General features: G+C 74.7%; 17 protein-coding genes. 14 read left to right on the top strand and 3 right to left on the bottom strand.

Annotated elements, in window-relative coordinates; all coding sequences use genetic code 11:
* The first annotated feature begins 5 nt into the window (after positions 1–5).
* From IPL61_14590 to IPL61_14575, 4 genes are all read left to right on the top strand, one after another.
* The gene (locus IPL61_14590) at positions 6–2,276 is read left to right on the top strand and encodes a molybdopterin-dependent oxidoreductase (GenBank protein ID MBK9032514.1); all 2,271 of its coding nucleotides are present in this window, start codon (positions 6–8) and stop codon (positions 2,274–2,276) included.
* 113 nt (positions 2,277–2,389) lie between these two features.
* Positions 2,390–3,136, top strand: a complete 747-nt coding sequence (locus IPL61_14585) for a 4Fe-4S dicluster domain-containing protein (GenBank protein ID MBK9032513.1) — start codon at positions 2,390–2,392, stop codon at positions 3,134–3,136.
* Between the two features lie 2 nt (positions 3,137–3,138).
* The gene (gene nrfD, locus IPL61_14580; GenBank protein ID MBK9032512.1) at positions 3,139–4,821 is read left to right on the top strand and encodes a polysulfide reductase NrfD; all 1,683 of its coding nucleotides are present in this window, start codon (positions 3,139–3,141) and stop codon (positions 4,819–4,821) included.
* Complete coding sequence (locus IPL61_14575) at positions 4,818–5,789, top strand: slipin family protein (protein ID MBK9032511.1); 972 nt, start codon at positions 4,818–4,820, stop codon at positions 5,787–5,789. Before nrfD ends, IPL61_14575 begins: the two co-directional genes overlap by 4 nt.
* 16 nt (positions 5,790–5,805) lie before the next feature.
* On the opposite strand, the gene IPL61_14570 is transcribed toward IPL61_14575, so the two are convergent.
* The 3 genes from IPL61_14570 to IPL61_14560 form a co-directional block, all read right to left on the bottom strand.
* Positions 5,806–6,957 carry a hypothetical protein gene (locus IPL61_14570; protein MBK9032510.1) on the bottom strand — a complete coding sequence of 384 codons (1,152 nt, stop codon included), beginning with the start codon at positions 6,955–6,957 and terminating at the stop codon, positions 5,806–5,808.
* Positions 6,958–7,246: 289 nt separating this feature from the next.
* Positions 7,247–8,032: a response regulator gene (locus tag IPL61_14565; GenBank protein ID MBK9032509.1), complete on the bottom strand. Its 786-nt coding sequence runs from the start codon at positions 8,030–8,032 to the stop codon at positions 7,247–7,249.
* Entirely contained in the window at positions 8,029–10,704 is a 2,676-nt protein-coding gene (locus tag IPL61_14560) for a hypothetical protein (GenBank protein ID MBK9032508.1), read from the bottom strand. The genes IPL61_14565 and IPL61_14560 overlap by 4 nt, the downstream gene beginning before the upstream one ends.
* 384 nt (positions 10,705–11,088) lie before the next feature.
* Between IPL61_14560 and IPL61_14555 the strand changes: the two genes are divergently transcribed.
* The 10 genes from IPL61_14555 (at position 11,089) to IPL61_14510 (ending at position 23,183) form a co-directional block, all read left to right on the top strand.
* On the top strand, positions 11,089–11,847 hold the full coding sequence (locus IPL61_14555) for a response regulator (GenBank protein MBK9032507.1): 759 nt from the start codon (positions 11,089–11,091) through the stop codon (positions 11,845–11,847).
* Entirely contained in the window at positions 11,844–12,929 is a 1,086-nt protein-coding gene (locus IPL61_14550) for a response regulator transcription factor (GenBank protein ID MBK9032506.1), read from the top strand. The genes IPL61_14555 and IPL61_14550 overlap by 4 nt, the downstream gene beginning before the upstream one ends.
* Positions 12,926–13,600 carry a response regulator gene (locus IPL61_14545; GenBank protein MBK9032505.1) on the top strand — a complete coding sequence of 225 codons (675 nt, stop codon included), beginning with the start codon at positions 12,926–12,928 and terminating at the stop codon, positions 13,598–13,600. The genes IPL61_14550 and IPL61_14545 overlap by 4 nt, the downstream gene beginning before the upstream one ends.
* Complete coding sequence (locus tag IPL61_14540; protein ID MBK9032504.1) at positions 13,597–14,097, top strand: chemotaxis protein CheW; 501 nt, start codon at positions 13,597–13,599, stop codon at positions 14,095–14,097. Before IPL61_14545 ends, IPL61_14540 begins: the two co-directional genes overlap by 4 nt.
* Positions 14,094–14,513 (top strand): hypothetical protein, encoded by a 420-nt coding sequence (locus IPL61_14535; protein MBK9032503.1) that lies wholly within the window; start codon positions 14,094–14,096, stop codon positions 14,511–14,513. The genes IPL61_14540 and IPL61_14535 overlap by 4 nt, the downstream gene beginning before the upstream one ends.
* Positions 14,507–15,736 (top strand): hypothetical protein, encoded by a 1,230-nt coding sequence (locus IPL61_14530; protein MBK9032502.1) that lies wholly within the window; start codon positions 14,507–14,509, stop codon positions 15,734–15,736. The genes IPL61_14535 and IPL61_14530 overlap by 7 nt, the downstream gene beginning before the upstream one ends.
* The gene (locus tag IPL61_14525) at positions 15,733–17,811 is read left to right on the top strand and encodes a response regulator (protein MBK9032501.1); all 2,079 of its coding nucleotides are present in this window, start codon (positions 15,733–15,735) and stop codon (positions 17,809–17,811) included. Before IPL61_14530 ends, IPL61_14525 begins: the two co-directional genes overlap by 4 nt.
* Positions 17,808–18,827: a chemotaxis protein CheB gene (locus IPL61_14520; protein MBK9032500.1), complete on the top strand. Its 1,020-nt coding sequence runs from the start codon at positions 17,808–17,810 to the stop codon at positions 18,825–18,827. Before IPL61_14525 ends, IPL61_14520 begins: the two co-directional genes overlap by 4 nt.
* Positions 18,824–20,254: a hypothetical protein gene (locus IPL61_14515; protein MBK9032499.1), complete on the top strand. Its 1,431-nt coding sequence runs from the start codon at positions 18,824–18,826 to the stop codon at positions 20,252–20,254. Before IPL61_14520 ends, IPL61_14515 begins: the two co-directional genes overlap by 4 nt.
* Positions 20,255–20,390: 136 nt before the next feature.
* Positions 20,391–23,183 (top strand): serine/threonine protein kinase, encoded by a 2,793-nt coding sequence (locus tag IPL61_14510; protein ID MBK9032498.1) that lies wholly within the window; start codon positions 20,391–20,393, stop codon positions 23,181–23,183.
* Positions 23,184–23,963 lie beyond the last annotated feature (780 nt).

The following is a 23,963-nucleotide window of genomic DNA, read 5'->3' as shown; positions in this document are numbered from 1 at the left end:
AACCCATGACCCGACGCCGCACCCCACCTCCGATCTCGCGCCGCGCGGCGCTCAGCGCGCTCGGCGCGCTCGGCGCGGCCGGCGCGGCCGCCGGGTGCAAGCGCGGCTGGATCCCGCCCGAGGACCAGGCCACGTCGCGCGCGGTCGCCAAGCCGTACGTGCCCGGGGCCGAGGCCTACGGCACGTACGAGGAGCGGTGGTTCCAGTCGTCGTGCGGGCAGTGCTCGGCCGGCTGCGGCATCCGGGTGCGCGTCGTCGAGGGCCGCGCGGTCCGGGTCGAGGGCAACCCCGACAACCCCCTCAACCAGGGCGGCATCGGCCCGCGGGGCCTGGCGGCGGTCCAGGGGCTCTACGACGCCGATCGCCTGACCGGGCCGCTGGCGCGGGTCGGCGGGAAGCTGGTGCCGGTGAGCTGGGACGACGCGCTCGGCGAGCTGGGCGCGGCCCTGACCGACCTGCGCGGGCGCGGCGAGCCCGAGCGGCTGCTGGTGTGGTGCGGCCTCGAGCGCGGCATGATGCACGACCTGCTGGCGCGGTTCTGCCAGGCCTACGGCACGCCCAACTTCATCGACGGGCGGCCCGGGCGCACCGGCGTGCTGGCCCAGGCGATGGCGGCGACGATCGGCGTCGGCGAGAGCCCGGTCTACGGCTGGGAGGACGCGTCGACGATCCTCAGCCTCGAGGCCGGCCTGCTCGAGGACTCGTGCCAGTCGGTGTACTTCACGCGGGTCGCGGCCGATCGCCGGCGCAGCCAGCGGCGCGCGCGCCTGATCCACGCCGGCCCGGTGCTCGATCTGTCGGCCTACAACGCCGACGAGTGGATCCGGATCACGCCCGGCACCAGCGGCGCGCTGGCGCTGGGGATCGCGGCGGTGCTCCTGCGCGAGTTCCCGGCCGAGACCGCGCTGCCGCAGGACCTGACCGACGGCGGGGCCGCGTGGCAGGCGTTCGTCGCCGGGTTCACGCCGGCGCGGGTCGAGGCGGTGACCGGCGTCGAGCCGCGCACGCTCGAGCGGCTGGCGCGCGACCTGTGGGCCCAGCGCCCGGCGCTGGTCGTCGTCGACGAGCGCTCGGTGGCCTACGCCAACGGCCTCGACACCGCGCTCGCGGCCCTGGCGCTCAACGCGGTCCTGGGCGGGTTCTGGAGCCAGCGCGGCGGCGTGCGCGCGGCCCCGGTCGCGCCGCTCCGCGACTGGCCCGAGCTGGCGCTCGACGACGTCGCCCGGGCCGGGCTCGCGCGCGCGCGGCTCGACGGCGCCGGCGCCTACCGCTGGGCCGGCTCGGTCCACGAGACCTTGCCCGACGCGATCGAGCGCGCCGGCGCCGCGGCCCCGGCGATCGCGTTGCTCCACCACGCCAACCCGGCCTACGCCCGCCAGCAGCCGGCGCGGTGGCGCCAGGCGCTCGCGCGCATCCCGAAGATCGTCAGCTTCTCGCCGTACCGCGACGAGACCGTCGAGGAGCTCGCGCACCTGGTGCTGCCCGACCACACGTTCCTCGAGCGCTGGGAGCTGGTCGTGCCGGCGCCGGCGCTCGACCGCGCGCTGATCGGCGCCCGGGTCCCGGCGATCGTGCCGCTGCACGACACCCGGGCCAGCGGCGACGTCGTGCTCGACCTCGCGCGCCGGATCGGGGCGCCGGTCGCCGACGGGTTCGCGTGGAGCACGTACCGCGAGGCGCTCGAGGCCCGGCTGCACGGGCTGCGCGAGCGCAACCGCGGCAACGTCCGGGCGCTGTCCCACCGCGACTTCGTCCACCAGCTCCTCGAGGTCGGCTTCTGGGTCGACGAGCCGCCCGAGCCGACGCCGCCGCCGCGCGTGGCCGTCCACGCCAGCTACGCCGAGCCGACCTGGTTCGGCGATCCCGAGCGCTACCCGCTGGGGCTGATCGCCTACCGCCCGCTGGGCTACGCCGAGGGCGGCGGCGCCAACCTGCCCTGGCTGCGCAACCTGCGCCAGCGCCCCGGTGACAAGCCGTGGTCGTTCGTGGCGCGCGTCCACCCGACCTCGGCGCCCGGGCTCCACGACGGCGCGCGCGTGACGCTCGAGAGCGAGTGGGGCGCGCTCGCGATCGAGCTGCGCCTCGACCGCTGGACCGCGCCCGGCTACATCGCCGTGCCGATGGGCGGCGGCCACGACGGCTTCGGCCGCTGGGCCCGCGGCTACGGCGCCAACGTGCTCGGGCTGATGCGCCCGGGCCCCGCGCCGGTCAGCGGCGCCAACGTGCTGTGCGCGACCCGGGTGCGCATCGCCCCGCCGGGCGGAGGTGCCGCGTGAGCGATCGTCCCAAGTCACCGCCCGCGGACGCGCCCGGGCTCGGCCGCCGCTCGCTCTTGCGCCGGACCGCGGCCGCGGTCGGGGCCGCGGTGGTCGGCAAGGCCGCGACCGCGATGGCCGCCGCCCACGGCGCTGCCCAGAGCTCGGCCCACGCCGCCGAGACCGCGCACCACCGACGCTGGGGCATGGTGATCGATCTCGATCGCTGCACCGCGTGCGGCGCGTGCAGCGTCGCCTGTCGCCAGGAGAACAACATCCCCGCGTTCGGGCCCGACGACGCGCACAAGGGCACCCACATCGAGTGGATGAGCATGATCTGGCAGGACGCGCCCCAGGAGGACGGCCTGCCGACGGCGATGCCGTTCCCGTGCCAGCACTGCGCCTCGGCGCCGTGCGTGAAGGTGTGCCCGGTCGGCGCGACCTTCAAGACGCCCGAGGGCATCACGATGCAGATCTGGGAGCGCTGCATCGGCTGCCGCTACTGCATGGTGGCGTGCCCGTACGGCCGGCGGTCGTTCAACTGGGACGAGCCGCGCTGGGACGGCACGCTGACCCAGCTGCTCAACCCCGACGTCGCGACCCGCCCGCACGGCGTCGTCGAGAAGTGCACGTTCTGCTACCACCGGCTGCGCAAGGTCGTGACCGCGGCCGAGCTCGAGGATCGGCCGGTGCGCGACGAGGACTGCCAGCGCCTGCCGGCGTGCGCGGCCGCGTGCCCGGCCCAGGCCATCACGTTCGGCGATCTCCACGACCCCGAGGCCCGGGTCGCCGAGCTCGCGCGCGATCCGCGCCGGTTCCAGCTGCTCGACCACCTCGGCACCGATCCCAGCGTCATCTACCTCAAGCGAGATCAGCGGTAGCCATGACCACGCACGCTTCCCCCGAGCCCCACGGCCCGCCCGACGGCGCGGCGCCGGCCCCGACCGGCCCGCTGCTGCGCGGCGTGTCCAGGGCCTGGTACCTGCTGGGCGCGGCCTCGATCGCGGCGCTCGCGTTCGGCCTGTACGCGTACGTCGTCCAGCTCGAGCACGGCGACATCGTCACCGGCCTGCGCAACCCCGGCAACGGCGGCGCCGCCTGGGGCTTCTACATCGTCTTCTACATCTACTTCGTCGGCGTCAGCTTCGCCGGCATCACCGTCGCCGCGATGGCGCGGCTGTTCCACATCGAGGCGCTCAAGCCGGTGACGCGCCTGGCCGAGCTGCTCACGATCTCGGCGCTCGTCGTCGGCGCGCTGATGGTGCTGGCCGATCTGGGGCGCCCGCTCGACGGGCTGATGAAGCTGCCGGCGATGGCGCGGCCGTCGTCGCCGTTCTACGGCACGTTCACGCTGGTGGTGTCGGGCTACCTGTTCTCGAGCCTGGTGTTCTTCATCCTGGCCGGGCGCGCCGACGCGTCGGTGATGGCGCGGACCGGGCCGCGACCGCTGCGCTGGCTGTACCGGCTGTGGGCGTCGGGGTTCCGCGACGACGACGTCGTCCACGCCCGGCACTGGCGGTCGAGCTTCATCCTGGCGCTGACGATCCTGCCGCTCTTGATCATCGCGCACTCGACGCTCGGGTTCATCTTCGGCATCCAGGCCGGCCGGCCCGGCTGGTTCAGCGCGCTGCAGGCGCCGGCGTTCGTCGTGCTCGCCGGCGTGTCCGGCACCGGCATGCTGATCCTGCTGGCGCTGGCGTCGCGGCGGATGTTCAAGCTGGGCGATCGCATCCCGCTGCCGGCGATCCGCTGGCTCGGCAACTTCTTGTGGGTGCTGGCGCTGGTCTACATCTACTTCATCATCGTCGAGGAGCTGACCTCGACCTACGCCGCGCCCCGGGCCGACCGCGCGATCGCGCACCAGATCGTCGGCGGCCAGTTCGCGCTGTCGTTCTGGATCACGATCGGCAGCCTGTTCCTGGCGTTCCTGATCCCGTTCGTCATGTACCTGCGCGGCCGGGGCTCGATGGGCTGGCTGGCGGTGGCGGCGCTGCTCGCGAACGTCGCGGCCGTGCTCAAGCGGCTGCTGCTGGTGGTGCCGTCGCAGACCGACGGCGGCCTGATCCAGCTCCAGCGCGGCTTCTACAGCCCGACCTGGGTCGAGTTCGGGGTCGTGACCGGCGCGACCGGGCTCCTGTGCCTGGTGATCCTGGTGTTCGGCCGGTTCTTCCCGCTGGTCCCGACCGCGGTGGTGCCGGCGCGGCGCCACACGCCGATCCCGCGCGATCGCCTGCGGCTCCTGGCGACGCTGGCGTCGCTCGCGGTCGCGCTCGCGTTGATCGTGATCGGCCTGACCGACTCGTTCCGCCTGTGGAGCGGTGACGAGCTCGATCCGCGCATCCCGTTCGCGCCGGCGATCTTCGCGACCGGCGTGATCCTGCTGTTCTCGTCGGCGATCGTCTACGAGGCGTTCCCCACCCGTCGCCGCGCCACGTCCGCGCGCCCGGGCCGCACGGCGCCCAAGGCGCCCAAGGCCGCGGTCCGCCGCGCCGTCATCGTCCGGCGGGTCGACGCCCGCTCGCAGCTTCGATCCAGCCGGGACCTCAGCACCAGGAGAAGGCCATGAGTGACCAACGCGACTCGGAATTTCGCAGCGACACGACCCACCAGCTCGGCCTGAGCGTCGTGTCGGTGATCGTGTTCGCGGTGTTCGCTGGCGCGGGCGCGGCCGCGGCGATCGCCAGCAAGCTCCACGGCGAGCGCCTGCTCGGCGCGCTCGGCGCGACCGTGGCGGTCGCCGGCTACATGGCCCTGGCGCCGCGCGTGGCCGCGCAGTGGCAGAGCGCCGTGATCTTACGGCTCGGCAAGTTCGCCGGGCTGCGCGGGCCCGGCCTGTTCTGGATCATCCCGCTGATCGAGCGGCCGACGATCTGGATCGATCGCCGCGTCCGCACCACCGGGTTCGCGGCCGAGAAGACCTTGACCGCCGACACCGTGCCGGTCGACGTCGACGCGGTGCTGTTCTGGTCGGTCACCGACCCGATGAAGGCCGCGCTCGAGGTCGAGGACTTCGAGGAGGCGGTGGCGTGGGCCGCGCAGACCGCGCTGCGCGACATCATCGGCAAGACCGAGCTCGGGCCGATGCTGGTCGGGCGCGAGAACCTCGACGTCGAGATGCAGGCGCTGATCGGCGCCCGGACCCGGAGCTGGGGCATCTCGGTCCAGTCGGTCGAGATCCGCGACGTGATGATCCCGCCCAGCCTCGAGGACGCGATGTCGCGCCGGGCCCAGGCCGAGCGCGAGCGCCAGGCCCGGATCATCCTCAGCGGCGCCGAGGTCGAGATCGCCGACAAGTTCGCGCAGGCCGCGGCCCGCTACCACAACAATCCGATCGCGCTGCAGCTGCGCTCGCTCAACCTGCTCTACGAGGGCATGAAGGAGCGCGGCTCGATCATGGTCGTGCCGTCGTCGATGTCGGACTCGATGGGCGTCGGCTCCTTCGCGGGCCTGGCGGCGATGAACGGCCAGCTCACCGGCGTGCCGGCGCTGCCGGCGCTGCCGCCGAGCGGCAAGGGCGACGAGCCCGGCCGCTGACCGGCCGACCCGGGCGTCAGCCCGCCGCGGCGCAGGTGCCGCCGGCGCAGCGGGTGGCGCCGCAGTCGCCGTCGTCGACGCAGGCCTGGCCCGGCTGGCACGGCCCGCACGCGCCGCCGCAGTCGACGTCGCTCTCGAGCCCGTCGGTGACCCCGTCGTCGCAGCGGGGCGCGGCGCAGCGGCCGCCGACGCAGGCCGGGGCCTGGCAGTCGGCCGGCGCCAGGCACGCCAGGTCGGCGGCGCACGGCTGGCAGCTGCCGCCGCAGTCGACGTCGGTCTCGTCGCCGTCGCGCACGCGATCGCGGCACGGCGCGGCCGGGGCCGCGATCGTGCACCGGCCGGCCGCGCACGGCGTCAGGTGGAACGTGAACGCCAGCGACACCGAGTCGGGCGTGGCGTGGCTGGCGCGGGGCGCGTAGGTGGCGCCGTCCCAGAGCTGGACGTCGGCGGTCACGAGCACCGCGATCACCGAGGCGTCGAGCTCGGCGGTGGTGATGACCCCGTCGCGATCGGAGTCGACCCCGCGCGCGAACGCGACGTGGCGCGCCGGCTCGGTCGCGAACATCTGCAAGAGCCCGGCGTAGGCCGCGGCCCGGGCGTGGGCCTCGCGCAGGCCGCCGCGGGCGATCCCGTCGTAGCCGCCGGCGCCGTCGGGGGCGAGCTCGATCGCGAGGCCGTCGACGGTCAGCGCCAGCGGGTCGGCGTTGGTGTAGATCGGCAGGCGGGCCACGGCCTGGCCCGGCGCCCGGGTGGTCGCGGTCCGGTTGGGCACGAACCGCCCGGCGCGCAGCGCGCCGCCGACGATCGTCGCGGGCGCACCGTCGGCGCCCAGGTAGCGCAGCCCGACCGCGTCGTCGTCGCCGAGGTCGTCGGCGATCAGCTCGACGGTCGACGCCAGCGCGCCGCTGGCGATCATGTCGTCGCCGTCGCGCGACAGGTCGCCGATCGACGCCAGCACCGCGGTGATCGCGCCGAAGTGATCGTCGAGGTCGCCGTCGCCGTCGAGGTCGTCGGCGATCGCGTCGGCCGCGGGCGCGTCGGTGGGGACCGCGATCCGGTCGACCACGAACCGGTGGGTGGTGCCGGTGAACGGGCCGGTGACGTCGCCGCCGGCCCCGGGGTCGGCGGCGCAGGCCGCGAGCGTCAGCGCCAGGAGTCCGGACCGCACCCGCCGAGCATCGCCCGATCGGGCCCCGAAAGGGCGGTGGCGCCGACGGACCCGCTCGTCGAGCAACGCCGGCCACGCTCCAGGCCCGCCCCGCCTCGCCCGATCGGGCCCCGAGCGGGCGGCCGGGCTAGTGCTCCGACCGGATGATTCTGAACCCGCCACACCGCCGATCCATCCCCATGGGCTTCGTTCCAACTCCTCGAGTCACAGGCCGTAGCCCTTCGTCGTTGCGCCTCGCCCTTGGGGCGCCTCGACGCCGTGGACGGATCACGATCACCCGGTCGGAGCACTACAGGACCAGCTCGTCGAGCAGGGCGTTGACCACGTCGACCACGTGCTGGGGGCCGTGGCGCTTGGACAGGAACGCGTCGGCCCGGGCGGCGGCGGCGCGGCGCCCCAGCTCGAGCTCCGGCAGGTTCGACATCAGCACCACCGGCACCAGCCGCCCGGTCCGGGCCTTGAGGCGCGCGCACAGATCGTCGCCCTCGACGTCGGGCAGGCACACGTCGGTCAGCACCAGGTCGGGCTTGACCTTGCGCAGGACCGCCTCGGTCTCGGCGAAGCTGCCGACCGCGTGGACGCGGTAGCCGGCCGCGGCCAGGGCCTCGTCGACCACCGCCAGCACGACCGCGCTGTCGTCGATCAACAGGATCGTGGCGCGGTGGTCGCCGGCGGCCGCGGCCGCGGGCGGCGGGCTCGGGCGGATCGCGCGCGCCAGCTCGGCCCGCAGCCGGGTCAGCTCGTCGGGCACCGCCTCCGGCCGGAGCCCGAACACGACGTGCCGGACCAGCACGAACCAGTGCTCGACGAAGTCCTCGAACCGGTGCCACGCGACCACCTCCGCGGCGTCGTCACCGAGCTCGTCGAGCAGCCGGCGCAGCTCGGCCAGCGCGCGCGGCTCGACCTCGACCAGCGCGTCGAGCAGCGTGCGCATCGTGCCGACCACCACCGCGAACGCGGTCTCGTCGACCTCGCGATCGAGGCGGTGGCGATCGAGCACGGCGAGCACGTCGCGCAGCGCGGCCATGCAGGTGACGTCGTTGGCGCGGCGGCGATCGCGCGAGGTCGGGCTCACGGCAGCCAGGCCTCGCCGACGCAGTGGCCGTGGTCTCGGTCGTCGCCGTCGAGGACGCCGTCGTCGTCGCGGTCGAGCCCGATCCGCAGGCCCGAGCCCGGCGGCGCGCACGTGAAGGTCAGCGGCGCCCGCGCGAACGCGGCGCGCCACACCAGCTCGGCCTCGGTCACCGGCGGCCGGCCGGCGCGGTCGGGGGCGTAGCGGGCGCTGCCGACGTACAGGTAGCCGCGCTCGCGCGCGCCGCCGCCGGCGGCGATGACCAGGTCGCACTCGTCGGCGTCGGCCCGGCTGCGCATCAGCGCCACCCGGGCCAGCGCGGCGGTGTCGCCAGGGCCGCGCACGGTGATCTGCTGGCCGACGATCGGCGCCAGGTTCGAGTCGAACGCCAGCAGGAACGCCTCGACCGCGCGCCGCTCGCCGACGTCGGTGAAGCCCTCGGGGTTGGAGTTGAACGGATCGCTCTCGGAGAACGCCGAGGCCGACATGAAGTGCGCGATCGTGTCGAAGTCGCCGGCCGACAGGAACCCGAAGCCGCGGATCTGGTCGCCCATGAAGCCGTCGTAGCCGGGCAGCGGCAGGAAGATCGGCGGCGGCATGATCTGTCCGAACATCCCGACCTTCTGGTAGAGGTTGCGGAAGTGCGGGACCTTGACGACCTGCGGCCGACCCGGGACCCGGGACGAGCGCCCGTCGGTGCCGAAGAAGCCGGGGAAGCGCTCCTCGGGGAACTGGCGGTTGCCGTCGGGATCGAGCACGTGGCAGCCGTTGCAGGTCGAGAACGCGTCGGTGACGCGGTTGGTGAAGATGTCCTTGCCCTGGGCCTCGAGCGGCGTCAGCGAGTTGTCGAGCGCGCGGATCGGGTTGGGCGGGTACATGATCTGCAGCGCGAACTGGCCGAACGCGGCCATGTCGGCCGCGGGGATCATCTCGGCGCGCCCGAGCAGCCCCGGGAACGCGACGTCGAACTGCCGGAACGCCTCGACCTCGTCGTAGGCGCCGCCGTTGGGCTGGACGCTCGGGCCGAGGTCGGCGCCGGTGCGATCGCCGCGCCAGTGCTGGGGCCCGTGGTTGGCCATGCCGCGGAGGCTCTGGGTCGTGAGCGGGCCCTTCATGCCGTGGAACACCGCCGGGAACGGCGGCACCAGATCGACGGTGAGCGGGTTTCCGTCGGCCACCATCATCGCGTCGGGGTTGCCGAGGTCCCAGGCCAGCGCGTCGAGATCGCCGTCGACGTGGCAGGTCGCGCACGCCGAGTCGCCGTGGCTCGAGCTGAACGCCGCGTCGTAGAGGAACCGGCGCCCGGTGACCACGCTGGCCGGCTCCGGTGAGGGCAGGGTCACGTGCTGGGTCTCGCGCCAGTGGCGGGTGTCGATGACCGAGATGCCGTTGTCGAACCGGGTCGCGACCAGCAGCAGGTCGCGGCCGTCGTCGAGCAGGAGCCCGCTGGGGCCGCCGCCGGTGACCGCGAGCTGGTCGCCCGGATCCTGGGCGTAGCTGTCGGCCTCGAGCTGCGCCGTCGGGATGCGCGCGATCTTGCCCGAGCCGAGCGCCGCCATGAACAGCGTCTGGCCGTCGCGGCTCACCGCGAGCCCGGTCGGGATCGCCAGGCTGCGCGCGTTCTCGGGGTTGGGCAGCGGCGCGCAGCAGGTGCCGTAGTCGATGTGCTGGTTGAGCCGGCGCGGGCTGGCGACGCCGCCGTCGATGACGGTGATGCGGTTGTCGTTGTGGTGGCCGCGCACGGTCTGGCCGGCGAAGACGCCCTCGCCCTCGAAGCGGTGGACGTTGCGGGCCTCGGTGTTGGACACGTAGACCTTCCCCGACACCGGGTTGACCGCCATGTTGTAGAGGATCGTGCCGACGCCGGAGACCTCGGCGGTCGGCCCGGCCCGGGGCGCCGGCGGGTTGGCCATCGCGTCGATCGCGAACACGTCCTTGTCGGGCAGGTTGAAGAACACGCCGCCCGACAGATCGCGGCCCGACTCGTCGCGCCAGGCGGCGCCGTCGAACTGCGCGATCTGGCCGACCGACGGCGCCGGCGCGCCGTGGGCGTCGGTCGCGGGGCCCTGCTGCGTCAGCCCGAGCAGGCCGAAGTCGAAGACGAGGCTGAAGACCGTGGTGGTGCGGTTGCCGGTCCGGAAGCCGGCGGCGTAGACGGTGCGGCCGTCGGGCGTCACCGCCAGCGCGCGCGGCGTGTCGCTGAACAGGGTCAGGATCGTCAGCGGCGTGCCGCCCATGCCCGCGCCGAGGTGGTCGGCGTCGAACACCCAGACGTTGGCGCGGCCGAGGCCGGGCGTGGTCAGCGCCGGATCGACCGGCGAGTTCTGGCCGCGCCGCGCGGTCGTGATGAACGCGCGCCGTCGGCCGGGCCCGGCGAAGACGACGTCGCGGGGCTCGTCACCGACGAGCAGCGTCCGCACGACTTTCGGGGCCAGGGGATCGCTGACGTCGACGACGCTGATCGAGTCCGACAGGTGGTTGACGACCCAGACCTCGTCGTCCGACCGGGCCGCGACCGCGACCGGCTCGAGGCCGACCTTGACCGACGCCACCGGGATCAGGTGGCGGCCGATCAGGGCCAGCACCTCGAGCCGGTTGTCGGGCGTGTTGACCGCGAACACCAGCGGGCGGTGCGGGGCCCGCGCGATCGGGCGGACCTGGCCGCTCTCGAACAGCGCGTACGGGTCGCCGGCGCGGGCGGTGCCCGGCGCGTGGGCGACGACCGCGAATGCCAACACCGCCGGGACCAGGAGGGAGCGTAACTGCATGGCGACTCCTCGTTGGGTTGAACTATCCAGTATTGATATGTTGAGTCGAAGTCTGCAATCGCCAGGAAAGGATGACTGGAGTGGCCGCGAGGTGAGCATTGGCGCCCTGGGGCGCGGCGTGGTCGTCGGTGGCGGGTGATCGCCGATCTGGGGTGATGTTCCCGACGGAGAATTTGTGTACGATCGCTGACGCGCGGCGGCCGTGGCGCCGAGGTGAGCGGGTGTAGCGCTGTCGCGATGACTGACAAGCACGCTTGACTCGCGATTCGCCGCCGACGACAACTGGAAGTCATGCTCGCTATGGGTGCTGGAGACAGCCCGCGTCCGCGCGGTGACGGCGCGCGGCTGATCGTCGATTGCGACGCGCTGGCGGAGCTCGTGGGCGAGTGCACCGCCGCGCTCGCGCGCGGGCGCATCGTCGTGGCGGCCGGGCGCGCGCTGCCCGAGGCGACGCCGGTCAAGCTGCAGCTCGACACCGGCGCGCTGGTGGCGCCGATCGTCCTGACGACGACGGTGATGGACGGGTGCGGCGACGGCGGCGGCGAGGTCACGCTCGAGCTGGCGCCGGCCGAGCAGGAGCGCCTGGCCGCGCTGGTCGAGCGGATCACCGCCGGCGATCCGGCGCTCGTGGCGCCGGTCGCGCGGGTGCTGATCGCCGACGACAACCCCCACCTGGCCGAGCTGATCCGGGCCGGGCTGATCGGCTCGAGCCGGCGCCCGGTCGCGTCGGCGCCGGCGCTGCGCTTCGAGTTCGCGGTCGCGGCCGACGGCGCCAGCGCGCTGGCGGTGATCGCCGGCGCGCCGTTCGACGTCGCGATCGTCGGCGTCTACCTGGCGCCGCTGGGCGCGGCCCAGCTGATCGCCCGGGTCCGCGCCCACGCCGGGCCGCGCCTGCCGATCATCGCGATCGCCAGCGAGGCCCAGCCGGCCCAGCGCCTGGCGTTCGCGGCCGGCGCCGACGCGTTCATGGAGAAGCCGGTGCGCCTGCGCAGCATCTACGACGGGATCGTGACGCTCCTGGACGGCCGCGCCCGGAGCGTGCGGGCGTGAGCCCGACCGGGGCGCGCGGCCTGCTGCTGCGCGGCGAGGCCGCGGCGCTGGGCGTGATCGCGCCGGTGGTGGTCGCCGCCGACGGCACCGCCCGGCTCCTGACCGGCGCGCCGGCGCCGGTCGGCGCGCACCTGGCGCTCGCGCTGGGCTGGCCGCCGCTCCTGCCGCCGCTGGAGGTCACGGCCGACGTGGTCGGCGCCGAGGCCGCGGGCGCGCCCGGCGATCGCTCAGCCTGGCTCCTGGCGCTGACCCCGGGCGCCGGGACCGACGCGGTGCGCGCGCTGGTCGCCAGCGTCGGCGCCACGCCGCCGCCCGCGGCCCGGGCCCGGGTGCTGCTGGTCGAGGACAGCGCGCTGCTGTGCGACGCGTTCCGGTGGGGGCTGCGCCGGCACCTCGGGGCCCACGCCGACGCGGTGACCGTCGACGCGGTCGGCGACGTCGACGCGGCCTGGGCGCTGACGCGCGCGCACCGCTACGACCTGATCGTCGTCGACTACTTCTTGCCGGGTCAGCCCGGCGACGCGCTGATCGCGCGGCTGCGCGCCGCCGCGGCGCCGGCGCCGCCGGTGGTCGCGGTCAGCCTCGGCGGCGAGGTCGCGCGCGACGCGACGATGGCGGCCGGGGCCGATCTGTTCCTGGCCAAGCCGCTGGCGCTGGCCGAGCTGTACTCGACGCTTGATCTCTGCCTGGCCAAGGGAGTCCCGATCGTGCCGAAGCGCATCTTGCTGATGGACGACAGCGTCCTGTTCCTCGAGCTGGTCAGCGACGCGCTCCGCCGCGCCGGGTACCAGGTGACCACGGCCCGCGACCTCGGCGAGCTCGACGGTCGGCCCGACGACGTCGATCTGGTGCTGATGGACGTGCAGATGCCGGAGGCGTTCGGCGACGACCTGGGCATGGTGCTGCGGCACGTGCGCGGCTCGGCGGCCGCGATCTACCTGCTGTCGTCGCTCGACGGCGACGAGCTGGCCCGGCGCGCGGCCGAGGCCGGGCTCGACGGCTACATCTCGAAGCACGTCGGCGTCGACGCGGTCGTGGCGCGGGTCGGCGAGATCACCGCGGCGCTGCCGGAGCCGGCGTGAACGAGAGCCTGCGGTCGCGGTTCCTGCCGCGCCTGGTCGAGGTCGGCGGGCAGCGGTGCGCGCGCGCGCTCGCGGCGATCATGGCGGCCGAGCCCGGCGCGGCCGCGGCGGCGCGGGCCGAGCTGCACACGCTCGCCGGCGAGACCGGGATCCTCGGGCTGACCGAGCTGGCCGAGCTGGCCCAGCGCGGCGAGCGCGACTGCGCGGCGTGGGCCGACGCCGGCGAGGTCGCGGCCCGCGCCCGCGCCGCGATCGCGGTGCGCACGCTGGCGGCCCGCCTGCGCGCGCTGGCGCCGGTGGCCCCGCCGCGCCGGGTCGTCGTCGTCGACGACAGCCCGCTGGTCGCCGCCGAGGTCGGCGATCGCCTGCGCGCCGACGGCTGGGAGGTCGAGGCCGCCGACGACCTCGAGTCGACGCTGCGCCTGGTGCGCGACTGGCACCCGCAGGTGGTGTTGATGGACGTCAACATGCCGGGGCTGACGCTCGCTGATCTGTGCGCGCGCACGCGCGCCGCCGCCACTGGCGCGCTGGCGATCTGCCTGCTGTCGGGCGCCTCGGACGCCGAGCTCACCGCCCACGCCCGCGCCGTCGGCGCCGACGGCTGGGTGTCGAAGGTCGCCGGCCTCGGGGTCGTGGTCGAGCGGGTGCGCGCGATGGCGGGTCGCGCGTGAGCGACGATCTGGCCGAGCTGGTGCGTGGCGCCCAGCGCCCGGGCGCCGCGGCCGCCGCGCCCGCGACGCCGACCCAGCCCCACGTCGGGCTGCGCAGCGGCTCGCGCTGGTTCGCGCTGGCGGCGGCCGACGTGATCGAGGTGGTCGCGGTGCCGACCGTGACCCGGGTCCCGGCGGCGCCGGCCCACGTGCTCGGCGTCGCGATGATCCGGACCCGGCTGGTGCCGATGATCGATCTCGAGCTGCTCTTGACCGGTCGCCCGACGCCGCGGCTCGAGCGCGGCCGCGCGGTGGTCGCGCGCGCGGGCGCGGTCGAGCTCGGCGTCGTCGCGCTCGCGACCCGCGGCCTGGTGGCGCTGGCGGACGGCGATCGCGTCGACGGCTCGCCGGCCGAGCGGCCCGGCTGGGTCGCGCGCGAGGTGGCGCACGGCGACGAGCTGTACGCGGTGATCGACGTCGCGGCGCTGGCCGAGCAGGTGCTGCGGGGGCACGCGTGACCGACGCGATCGCGATCGTCTGCTTCGGGGCCGGCGGCGCGCGGTTCGCGGTCGCCAGCGCTGACGTGGTCCGCCTCGACGACCAGGCCGCGGCCGCCGACCACCTGGCGACAGTGCTGGCGCTGGCGGCGGCGCCGGCCGCGACCGTGCGGGTCATGACCCTGGCGGCCGGCGGCGCGGCGCGCGCGCTCGCCGTCGACGGGCCGCTCCGGGTCGCGACCGTGACCGCGGCCCAGATCGTGCCGAGCCCGCCCGGCCTGGCGCCGGGGCCGGTGCTCGGGTTCGCGGTCCTCGACGGCGAGCTGGTCCAGCTCCTCGACACGTCCCGGCTGGTCGCGGGCGCCGCCCCGACCGCCGCCGCCCCGGCCACGTCGGCGCCGACGCCCGCGCCCCTCGATCGGAGATCCCCATGGTGAAGTTCGGTGCTCGCATGTTCCTGCTCGTGGCCGCCACCCTGGTGTGCGGCTCGACGGGGCTCTTCCTGACGCTGTTCGTGCCGGCCCGGCAGGAGGCCGCCGCCGACTCCGCGCTGCACCTGCGGGCCCGCAGCATGGCGCTGCTCCTGGCCGACGCGATCGGCGACGCGGTCGCGACCAACAACGCGGCGGCCGGCCAGCGCCGGGTGGACTCGCTCGCCACCGATCGCGACTTCGGGTACGCGGTCGCGGTGCGCGCCGACGGCGCCACCTTCGTCGAGGCCCGGCGACCGGCGCTCGACCCGGGGCTGGTCCGGCTCGAGGTCGTCCGCGCGGTCACCGTCGACGAGCGCGGCGGCCTGGTCCACGCGCGCGCGCCGATCGTCGACGCCAGCGGCGTGGTCGTCGGCACGGTCCTCCTGGGCCTGTCGCGGTCGTGGGTGGTCGAGAACAAGGCCGACACCCGGCTCTGGGTCGGGGCCTGCAGCCTGGCGGTGCTGGTCCTGGCGATCGTGTCGATCCTCGGCGCGACCAAGCCGCTCAAGACCGCGGCCGGGCAGCTGCTCGATCTGTCCGACGATCTGGTCGCGCTGGCGCGCGAGCAGGAGGCGTCGTCGGCCGAGGAGAGCGCCGCGGTCGAGGAGACCCGCCGGTCGATGTCGACGCTCCTGTCGTCGGCCGAGGAGATCGCCGGGCGCTCGAGCGAGGTGCTGGGCAACTCCGAGCGCTCGGTGGCGCAGAGCCGGGAGATCGCCAGCAAGATCGATCGGCTCAGCGGCCTGTTGCACTCGATCGAGCAGATCGCCGATCGCACGGATCTGCTGGCGCTCAACGCCGCGCTCGAGGGCACCCGCGCCGGCGAGGCCGGGCGCGGCTTCGCGCTGGTCGCCGACGAGATGCGCCGCCTGGCCGAGAGCGTGCTCGAGACCGCGGCCGCGATCCGCGAGCTGATGAAGGAGATGCACCGCGCGTCCGAGGAGGCGGTCGGGGCCAGCCAGCTCGGCGCGACCTCGAGCGAGAAGATCGCGCTCCTGACCCAGCAGCAGCGCCAGGCCACCGAGGCGGTGGTCGCGAGCATGGACGAGATGCGCGCGGTGCTGGTGCAGACGCTGTCGGGCATCCAGCGCTCGACCCAGGCGGCCGAGAGCCTGTCGACCCTGTCGCGGACGCTGACCGGCCTGGTCGACGCGCGCGGCGGCGCCCGCCCGACGGCCAAGGGATGACCGACGACGATCTGCGCGGGCGGCGGCTCGAGGCGTTCCGGGCGATCGCCGCGGAGCGGCTCGGCAACATCAGCCTGGGCTGGATCGAGCTCGAGCACGATCCCGCGACCGCGGCCCGCACCGACGCGATGCTGCGCGAGCTGCACACGCTCAAGGGCGAGGCCGGCCTCCTGGGCCTGCTCGAGGTCGCCGACGCGGTCCACGCCCTCGAGGAGCTGGTCGGCGGCGCGGTCCGCGGCGCCGGGCCGGTCGCGCCCGAGGTCGGCGATCGGGTGCTGGGCGGGCTGCAGGCGGTCGGCGCCGCGATCGCCGGTGACGTCGGCGCGTCCGCCGCCGCGCTGGCCGCGTTCACCGCCGCGGCGTCGCGGACCGCGGTCGCGGCGGCGCCCGCGGGCCCGGCCGCGCCGACGCTGGCGGCCGGGCCCGGCACCGATCTGGCCCACGGCCTCGCCGCGGCCGCCGCCGGGTCGGTGCGCATCGACGTCGAGCAGCTCGATCGGATCCGCACCGTCGTCGGCGACCTCGTCGCGGTCCGGCACCGGCTGGCTGGCGTCACCGCCAGCGTCGCGCGGGCCCGCCAGCACCCCGGCGACATCGACGACACCCTGGCCGCGGTCCACGGCCACCTGCGCGACGACGTGCGCCGGCTGACGGCGATGGCGACCTCGCTCGATCTGGTCGTGCGCGACCTGCGGATGGTGCCGATCGCGCAGGTGCTGGCGCGGATCCCGTTGGTCGCGCGCGAGCTGGCGCGGGAGCTGGGCAAGGCGGTGCGGGTCGTGGTCCACGACGGCGGCGTCGAGGCCGACCGGGCGGTGCTCGAGGAGCTGCAGGCGCCGCTGATGCACCTGGTGCGCAACGCGCTCGATCACGGGATCGAGCCGGCGGCCGAGCGCGTGGCCGCGGGCAAGCCCGAGGTCGGGACGCTGACGATCACCGCCGACGTGCGCGGCAGCGTGCTGCGGCTGCAGCTCGCCGACGACGGCGGCGGCATCGACGTCGATCTGGTGCGACGGCGCGCGGTCGAGCAGGGGCTGATCGAGGCGCCGTCGGCGCGGATCCTGTCGGACGAGCAGGTCCTGGCCTACCTGTTCTCGTCGGGGTTCTCGACCCGCAAGGTCGTGACCCGGGTGTCGGGCCGGGGCGTCGGGCTCGACGTCGTGCGCGCCACCGCCGAGGCGCTGGGCGGCACGGTCCACACCGCCAGCGTGCGCGGCCGCGGCACGACCTTCACGCTGACCGCGCCGGTCAGCGCGCTCATCACGTCGCTCCTGCTGACCGAGATCGGCGCGACCCGGTACGCGCTGCCGCTGGCCGAGGTCGTGGCGCTGGTGCCCGCGGCGGATCACCCGGCGGTCGACAGCATCGACGGTCCGGCGGTGCGCTTCCGCGGCGCGCTGGTGCCGCTGGTGCCGCTGCCGGAGCTCCTGGGCGAGGCGGCGGCGCCGAGCGCCGACCCGCGGCTGGTGATCGCGCGCGCCGGCGACGTGCTGATGGCGCTGGCCGGGACCCGGCGCCACCGCGATCGCGACGCGGTCGTGCGCTCGGCCGGGCCGGTGCTCGACGACAACCCCTACGCGGTCGGCGGGATCGATCTCGAGGACGGCTCGGTGGCGCTGGTGCTCGGGCTCGGGCGCATGGTCACCGCGGCGCGCGCGCTCGCGGCGCGCAGCCGCCACCGCGCCGGCGACGTGGCGGTCACCGGCGCCGCCAAGGTGCTCGTGGTCGAGGACTCGGTGATCATGCGCGACATCATCGCCGAGGCGCTGCGCGCGCACGGCGTCACCGTGGTCGAGGCCGGCGACGGGCTCGAGGCGCTCGCCGCGCTCGAGGCCCACCCCGACGTCGGGCTGGTCGTGACCGATCTCGAGATGCCCGGCCTCGACGGCTTCGAGCTGATCCGCCGGATCCGCGGCCAGCCCCGGGCGACGCGGCTGCCGGCGGTCGTGATCTCGACCCGCGGCTCCGACGCCGACAAGCTGGCCGCGGTCGAGGTCGGGGCCGACGCGTACCTGGTCAAGACCGACTTCACGCGCGACAGCCTGTGGTCCCACGTCGGGCGGTTCCTGGCGTGACCGTGCGGGTGCTGATCGTCGACGACTCGGCGTTCTTCCGCGAGGTGCTGCGGGCGGAGCTGGCCGGCTGGCCCGAGGTCGAGGTCGTCGGCGAGGCCGGCGACGGCGCCCGCGCGATCGAGCTGGCCCGGGCGCTGCGGCCCGACGTGGTCACGATGGACGTGGTGCTGCCGCTGGTCGGCGGCCTCGAGGCGATCCGCGCGATCATGGCCGAGCGCCCGACCGCGATCGTCGTGCTGTCGCGGCTGGTCGGGCACGACGCGCGCCTCGCGCTCGACGCGATCGCCGCCGGCGCGCTCGAGCTGATCGAGAAGCCGACCGCGGGCTTCGACGCGAGCGCGGTGCGGCGCCTGGTCGAGCTCTTGACCACCGTCGCGGCGAGCCAGCGGATCGCGCCCGCGCGGCCGACGCCGGTCGCCGCGCCGCGGCTGCCGCGCGCGCCCGCGGCCCAGATCGTCGGCGTGGTCGCGTCGACCGGCGGGCCCCAGCTCCTGCGCGCGCTGCTGGCCGCGTTGCCGGCGACCTACCCGCTGCCGATCGCGATCGTCCAGCACACCACCGCCGGGTTCGTCGCGCCGCTGGTGAGCTGGCTCGGCGACACCTGCGCGCTGCCGGTGACGGTCGCCCAGGTCGGGCAGCGCGTGGCCGGTGGCCAGGTCGTGGTGGCGCCCGACGATCTGCACCTGACGATCGATCGCGACGGCCGGGTCCGGCTCGGCGACGGCCCGCGCGAGGCCGGGCACCGCCCGTCGGGCACGGCCCTGCTGCGCGCGCTGGCCCGCGGCCACGGCGCGGCGGTGGTCGGGCTGGTGCTGTCGGGCATGGGCAAGGACGGCGCCGACGGCCTGGCCGCGGTCGCGGCCGCGGGCGGTGTCGCGATCGTCCAGGACCCCGCCGACGCCGCGATCGACGCGATGCCGCGCGCGGCGCTGGCGGCGGTGCCGACCGCGACCGTCGCGACCGCGGCGGCGCTCCCGGGCCTGCTCCTGGCCGCGGCCCGGAGCCCGGCGTCGTGAGCGACGCGCTCTGGCGCACGATCAGCGAGCGCTACCGCGCCTGGGCCGGGATCGGCCTGGGCGATCGTCGGCGCGAGCCGGTGCTGGTCGCGCTGCGCACGCTGGCGGCCGAGCTCGGCCACGCCAGCCCCGAGGCGCTGCTGGCGGCGGCGGCGACGCCCGACGGCGACGTGCTGCGCGATCGCGTGATCGCCCGCATCAGCGTCGGGCTGACCTGGTTCGGGCGCGAGCTCGGGCTGCTCGAGCCGGCGCTCGATCGCGCCGCGGCCCACTGCGCGCGGGCCGGCGTCGATCAGGTGGCGGTGTGGTCGGCCGGGTGCTCGACCGGCGAGGAGCCGTACACGATCGCGATGGCGCTCGCGGCCCGCGGCGTGCGCCCGCGGGTGCTGGCGACCGACATCAGCGTCGACGCGCTCGCGATCGCCGCGCGCGGCCACTACCCGCGCGGCGCGCTCGACGCGCTGCCCGAGCGCTGGCGGACCACGTACCTCGACGCGGTCGATCGCGACACCGTGGCGATCGGCGCGCGGGTGCGCGCGTGCGTGAGCTTCGCGCGCCACAACCTCGCCGCCGATCCGGCGCCGCCCCTGGGGTGGCCGCGGTTCGATCTGGTGGTGTGTCGCAACGTGCTCATCTACTTCGAGCCCGGCGAGGCGCCGACGATCGCGGCCCGCCTGGCCGCGGCGGCGCGGTCGCCGACCGGGCTGGTGGTCGGCGCGGTCGAGCAGACGCTGGTCGGCGCGGTCGTGCCGCCAGCGCCGCTGGTGCGGTCCGGGGCCTACCCGGTGGTCGCCGCGGCCGCGCCGCCGTCGGACCGGTCGCGGTCCGAGGCCTACCCGGTCGCGCCGGTCGCCGCGCCGCCGTCGTCGGACCGGTCGCGGTCCGGGGCCTACCCGGTGGTCGCCGCGGCCGCGCCGCCGTCGTCGGACCGGTCGCGGTCCGGGGCCTACCCGGTGGTCGCCGCGGCCGCGCCGCCGTCGTCGGACCGGTCGCGGTCCGGGGCCTACCCGGTGGTCGCCGCGGCCGCGCCGCCGTCGTCGGACCGGTCGCGGGCTAGCGCCGATCCGGTGGTCGCGCCCGCGTCGGCGCTGACGGGCGAGCTCGACGCCGAGGCCTACCTGCGCCGCGGCATCGCGGCCCGACACGCCGATCAGCTCGAGGTCGCGATCGCAGAGCTGCGGCGGTCGCGGTTCCTGGCGGCCGACCGGTGGCTCGCACCTTATCTACTGGGCCTGTGCCTGGAGGCCTCGGCCCGGGCGGTCGAGGCGGTCGAGGCCTACCGTCACGCCGTCGTCGTGGTCGGGCGCGGCGGCCGTCCGGGCCTGCCCGAGGTCGATCGCGACGCGGCGACCCTGGCCGCCACCGTGGCCGAGGCCTGCCACGCCCGCCTGGCCGCCCTGGGGGACCGGGGCCGTCGATCGCGCTAACCCGGCGAAAATTCGATCAGCCGCCTCCGGGTGATCGCACGATCAGCTGACGCCCGTTTCACTTTGCCCAAGGATTTCAGTTGGTATACGGTCCCACGCTAGACGGGGTCGTTCCCGCTCAGGCTGGTCAAGCACCGTGAAAAAGCCCGTTCCATTCGGCAAGTACTACTTGCTCGAGCGCATCAATGTCGGCGGCATGGCCGAGGTCTTCCGTTCGAAGGCCTACGGGGTCGAGGGCTTCGAGCGCCTGGTCGCCGTGAAGCGGATCTTGCCGAACATCGCGGAGGACAAAGAGTTCATCAAGATGTTCATCGACGAGGCGAAGATCGCGGTTCAGCTGAACCACGCGAACATCGCCCAGATCTTCGATCTCGGCGTCGTCGATAGCAGCTACTACATCGCCCTCGAGCACGTCCACGGCCGCGACCTCCGCAACATCTTCGACCGCTGCCGCACGGCGAACGAGCCGATGCCCGTGGCCCAGGCCTGCTTCGTGATCATGAAGATCTGCGAGGGCCTGGACTACGCGCACAACAAGCGCGACCAGGGCGGCCGCGACCTCAACCTGGTCCACCGCGACGTCTCGCCGCAGAACATTCTGGTGTCGTTCGAGGGCGAGGTGAAGCTGATCGACTTCGGCATCGCCAAGGCGGCGGGCAAGGGGCAGAAGACCCAGGCCGGCATCCTCAAGGGCAAGTTCGGGTACATGTCGCCCGAGCAGGTCCGCGGCCTGCCGCTCGATCGCAAGAGCGACATCTTCTCGTGCGGCATCGTGCTGTACGAGCTGCTCACCGGCGAGCGGCTGTTCGTCGGCGAGAGCGACTTCTCGACGCTCGAGAAGGTCCGCAACGTCGAGATCCTCCCGCCCTCGACCTACAACCGCAAGATCCCCGACGAGCTCGAGCGGATCGTCCTCAAGGCGCTGGCCAAGGACACCGAGGATCGCTACCAGAACGCGATCGATCTCCACGACGAGCTGCAGGCCTTCGTCTACACCGCCGGCGAGTTCTACTCGCGCAAGGATCTGGCGGCGTGGATGAAGAAGACGTTCGGCAAGGAGATCGAGGAGGAGACCGCGAAGCTCGAGACCTACCGGCAGCTCAAGCCGCCGCCCGAGCTCCTCGCGGGCGGGCGCGGCCCGGCCGCGGCGCCAGCGCAGGTGAACAAGCCGCCGGCGGTGCCGCCGGGCGCGCGCCGGACCACGTCGATGCCGTCGGTGCCGCCGCCCACGCCGGGCACCGGGGGCGCGCCGGTGACGCGGCCGCCGCCGCCGCCGAGCGGGCTGCGCTCGACCCAGGGCATGCCGGTCGTGCCGCCGCCGCCGTCGATGACGATGCCGTCGATGTCGGCCGCCGCCAACGCCGCCGCTGGCGACTACGGTCCGCCCAAGGCCGATCTCAACTGGGACGACGACGAGCTCGAGACCCAGATCTACGACAACCCCGAGGAGGAGGCTGCGGCCAAGGCCGCGAAGGCCAACGCGGTCATGTCGAGCGCGGTCGCCGCGATGGCGGCCGCCACGCCTGGGATGCTGCCGCCGCCGCCGCCCGCGCCGCCGCCTCCGGTCGAGGAGCCGGATCTGTCGGCGCTGGTGCGCACCGCCAAGGGGTGGGGCGCGACCGGCGCCAAGGCCAACGGGCACCCGCCAGGCACCAACGGCCACGTCGCCGCGGCGCCGGCGTTCACCGCGGGCGCGGGCTCGGGCCCGATGTCCGCGGTCGGGCCGAACACCGGGGCCGGCCCGGCGACGCCGTACTTCGAGGATCGCCACGAGTCGGCGGCGTCGTTCCCGCACGCGCGGCCCGACTCGTTCGACCCGATGGCCACCTTCGGCGCCGGCATCGTCGCGCCGAAGAAGTCGCGGACCATGCTGTGGGCCGCGCTCGGCGGCGTCGCGCTGATCGCCGCCGCGGTCGCGATCGTGCTCATCACGTCGCGCTCGAACAAGAAGACGCCCGAGGCCACGGCCGGGACCGACACGCCCACCGCGGGCACCGCCGCGCCCGCGCCCGGCGACGCCAACACCGGCTTCGATCTGTTCGTGTCGCCGGCGTCGGTGACCGGCTGGCGGATCGACGACAAGCCCCAGTCGACCACGCTGCCGGCGCAGATCCGGCAGGTCGCGACCGGCCGGCACCGCGTGTCGATCGACGCGCCGCCCGGCTTCATGAGCGTGTCGCAGGACGTCGAGGTCACCGCCGGCCAGGTCGAGCGCGTGACGATCACGCTGCAGCCGCTGGAGATCGTCGCCAGCTTCGAGACCACGCCGCCCGGCGCCAAGGTGGTGTTGGTCGCCGACGGCAAGCGCACCGAGGTCGGCGTGACGCCGACCAACGCCAAGATCGATCCGCGCCAGCGCTACGACGTCGAGTTCGAGAAGGACGGCTACGTCAGCGTGACCAAGCCGCTGGTGATCTCGGGCGCGCCCGAGGAGAAGGTCGTCGTCAACCTCGAGCGCGGCGGCACCGTCGCCGTCGCGCCCGGCTCGGGCTCGTCCGGGCCCGCGACCATGCCCGGCGGCGGCAGCAGCAAGCCGAGCGGCGGCAGCGCCAAGCCGCCCGGCGGTGGCAGCAGCAAGCCGCCCGGCGGTGACGTCAAGCCGCCCGGTGGTGACGTCAAGCCGCCCGGTGGTGACGTCAAGCCGCCCGGTGGTGACGTCAAGCCGCCCGGCGGCGACGTCAAGCCGCCGCCCGTGGCCAAGGGCGACGGCACGCTGCTCCTCAGCGCCAAGCCGCCGTGCGAGATCTTCGTCGACGGTCGCAACACTGGCCTCAAGACGCCGCAGCGCGACCTCAAGCTCTCCGCCGGCAAGCACAAGATCACGCTGCTCAACAACGAGTTCGGCATCAAGGAGTCGTTCTCGGTCGACATCAAGGCCGACGAGCAGACCAAGGCCATCAAGGACTTCTCGGACCGCCTGCCGCAGTAACATTGATCCCTGCACCCAGTGCGTGGTGCAAGAGGTGCGTGGTTCCTACCGGGCGGGGTGACGAGGCGCGAGAGGTCGGGCGTGCCTGACCGCGATGGATGGGCACCCGGTGCGCGGTGCGCGAGGTGCGTGGTTCCAACCGGGCGGGGTGACGAGGCGCGAGAGGTCTGGCGTACCTGACCGCGATGGATGCACCCGGTGCGTGGCGCGCGAGCGGTGCGGTTTCTACCGGGCGGGGTGACGAGGCGCGGGAGGCACCGGCGTTGAACCCTGCACCCGGTGCGTGGCGCGCGAGGTGCGTGGTTCCGACCGGGCGACGAGGCGCGAGACGCGCGCCTCGTAGGCCGTCCGCGGGGTAACACCCTCCCAAAGGGGACACCCCCAAGGGGGAACGTTCTTCTGTGGCCACACCCGTATAAAATCACTTTTTTTTCGGGCCCTCCCGCGTTAGGATTTTGACGTGTGCGAACAAACGGCGCGAGGCGCTCGCCGGCGGTCGTGGCGCCCGCGAAGGGCGTGGACACGCCTTGAACGCCGAACGAGCGCACGTGGGTCACGACCAGCAGGCCGCCGTGGTGGATTCCGGACCTCGTGCTCGCCGAGATGAACCTCGACAGCGTCGCGCACCAGGCCGTGTCGACGTCGACGAAGGCGTCGTTAGCGACGCGAAGATCTGAACTTGACCGGCCATTGTTCGGTCGGGGGCGGGCGGGTCCGGGGGGGCCACCAAAAGGAAAAGCCCGGGCCGTCGGGGCAATCTTGGCAGCGGGGGGGGCTGTG

It is taken from the genome of Myxococcales bacterium (assembly GCA_016717005.1).
Classification (GTDB): domain Bacteria; phylum Myxococcota_A; class Polyangia; order Haliangiales; family Haliangiaceae; genus UBA2376.
This window is presented reverse-complemented; position numbering and strand designations above follow the sequence as displayed.

Bases quoted from the DNA above. Each gene is read 5' to 3' on its own strand.
- IPL61_14590 (MBK9032514.1), top strand. From the start codon at position 6: ATGACCCGACGCCGCACCCCACCTCCGATCTCGCGCCGCGCGGCGCTC.
- IPL61_14585 (MBK9032513.1), top strand. From the start codon at position 2,390: ATGGCCGCCGCCCACGGCGCTGCCCAGAGCTCGGCCCACGCCGCCGAG.
- nrfD (MBK9032512.1), top strand. From the start codon at position 3,139: ATGACCACGCACGCTTCCCCCGAGCCCCACGGCCCGCCCGACGGCGCG.
- IPL61_14575 (MBK9032511.1), top strand. From the start codon at position 4,818: ATGAGTGACCAACGCGACTCGGAATTTCGCAGCGACACGACCCACCAG.
- IPL61_14555 (MBK9032507.1), top strand. From the start codon at position 11,089: ATGCTCGCTATGGGTGCTGGAGACAGCCCGCGTCCGCGCGGTGACGGC.
- IPL61_14530 (MBK9032502.1), top strand. From the start codon at position 14,507: ATGGTGAAGTTCGGTGCTCGCATGTTCCTGCTCGTGGCCGCCACCCTG.
- IPL61_14525 (MBK9032501.1), top strand. From the start codon at position 15,733: ATGACCGACGACGATCTGCGCGGGCGGCGGCTCGAGGCGTTCCGGGCG.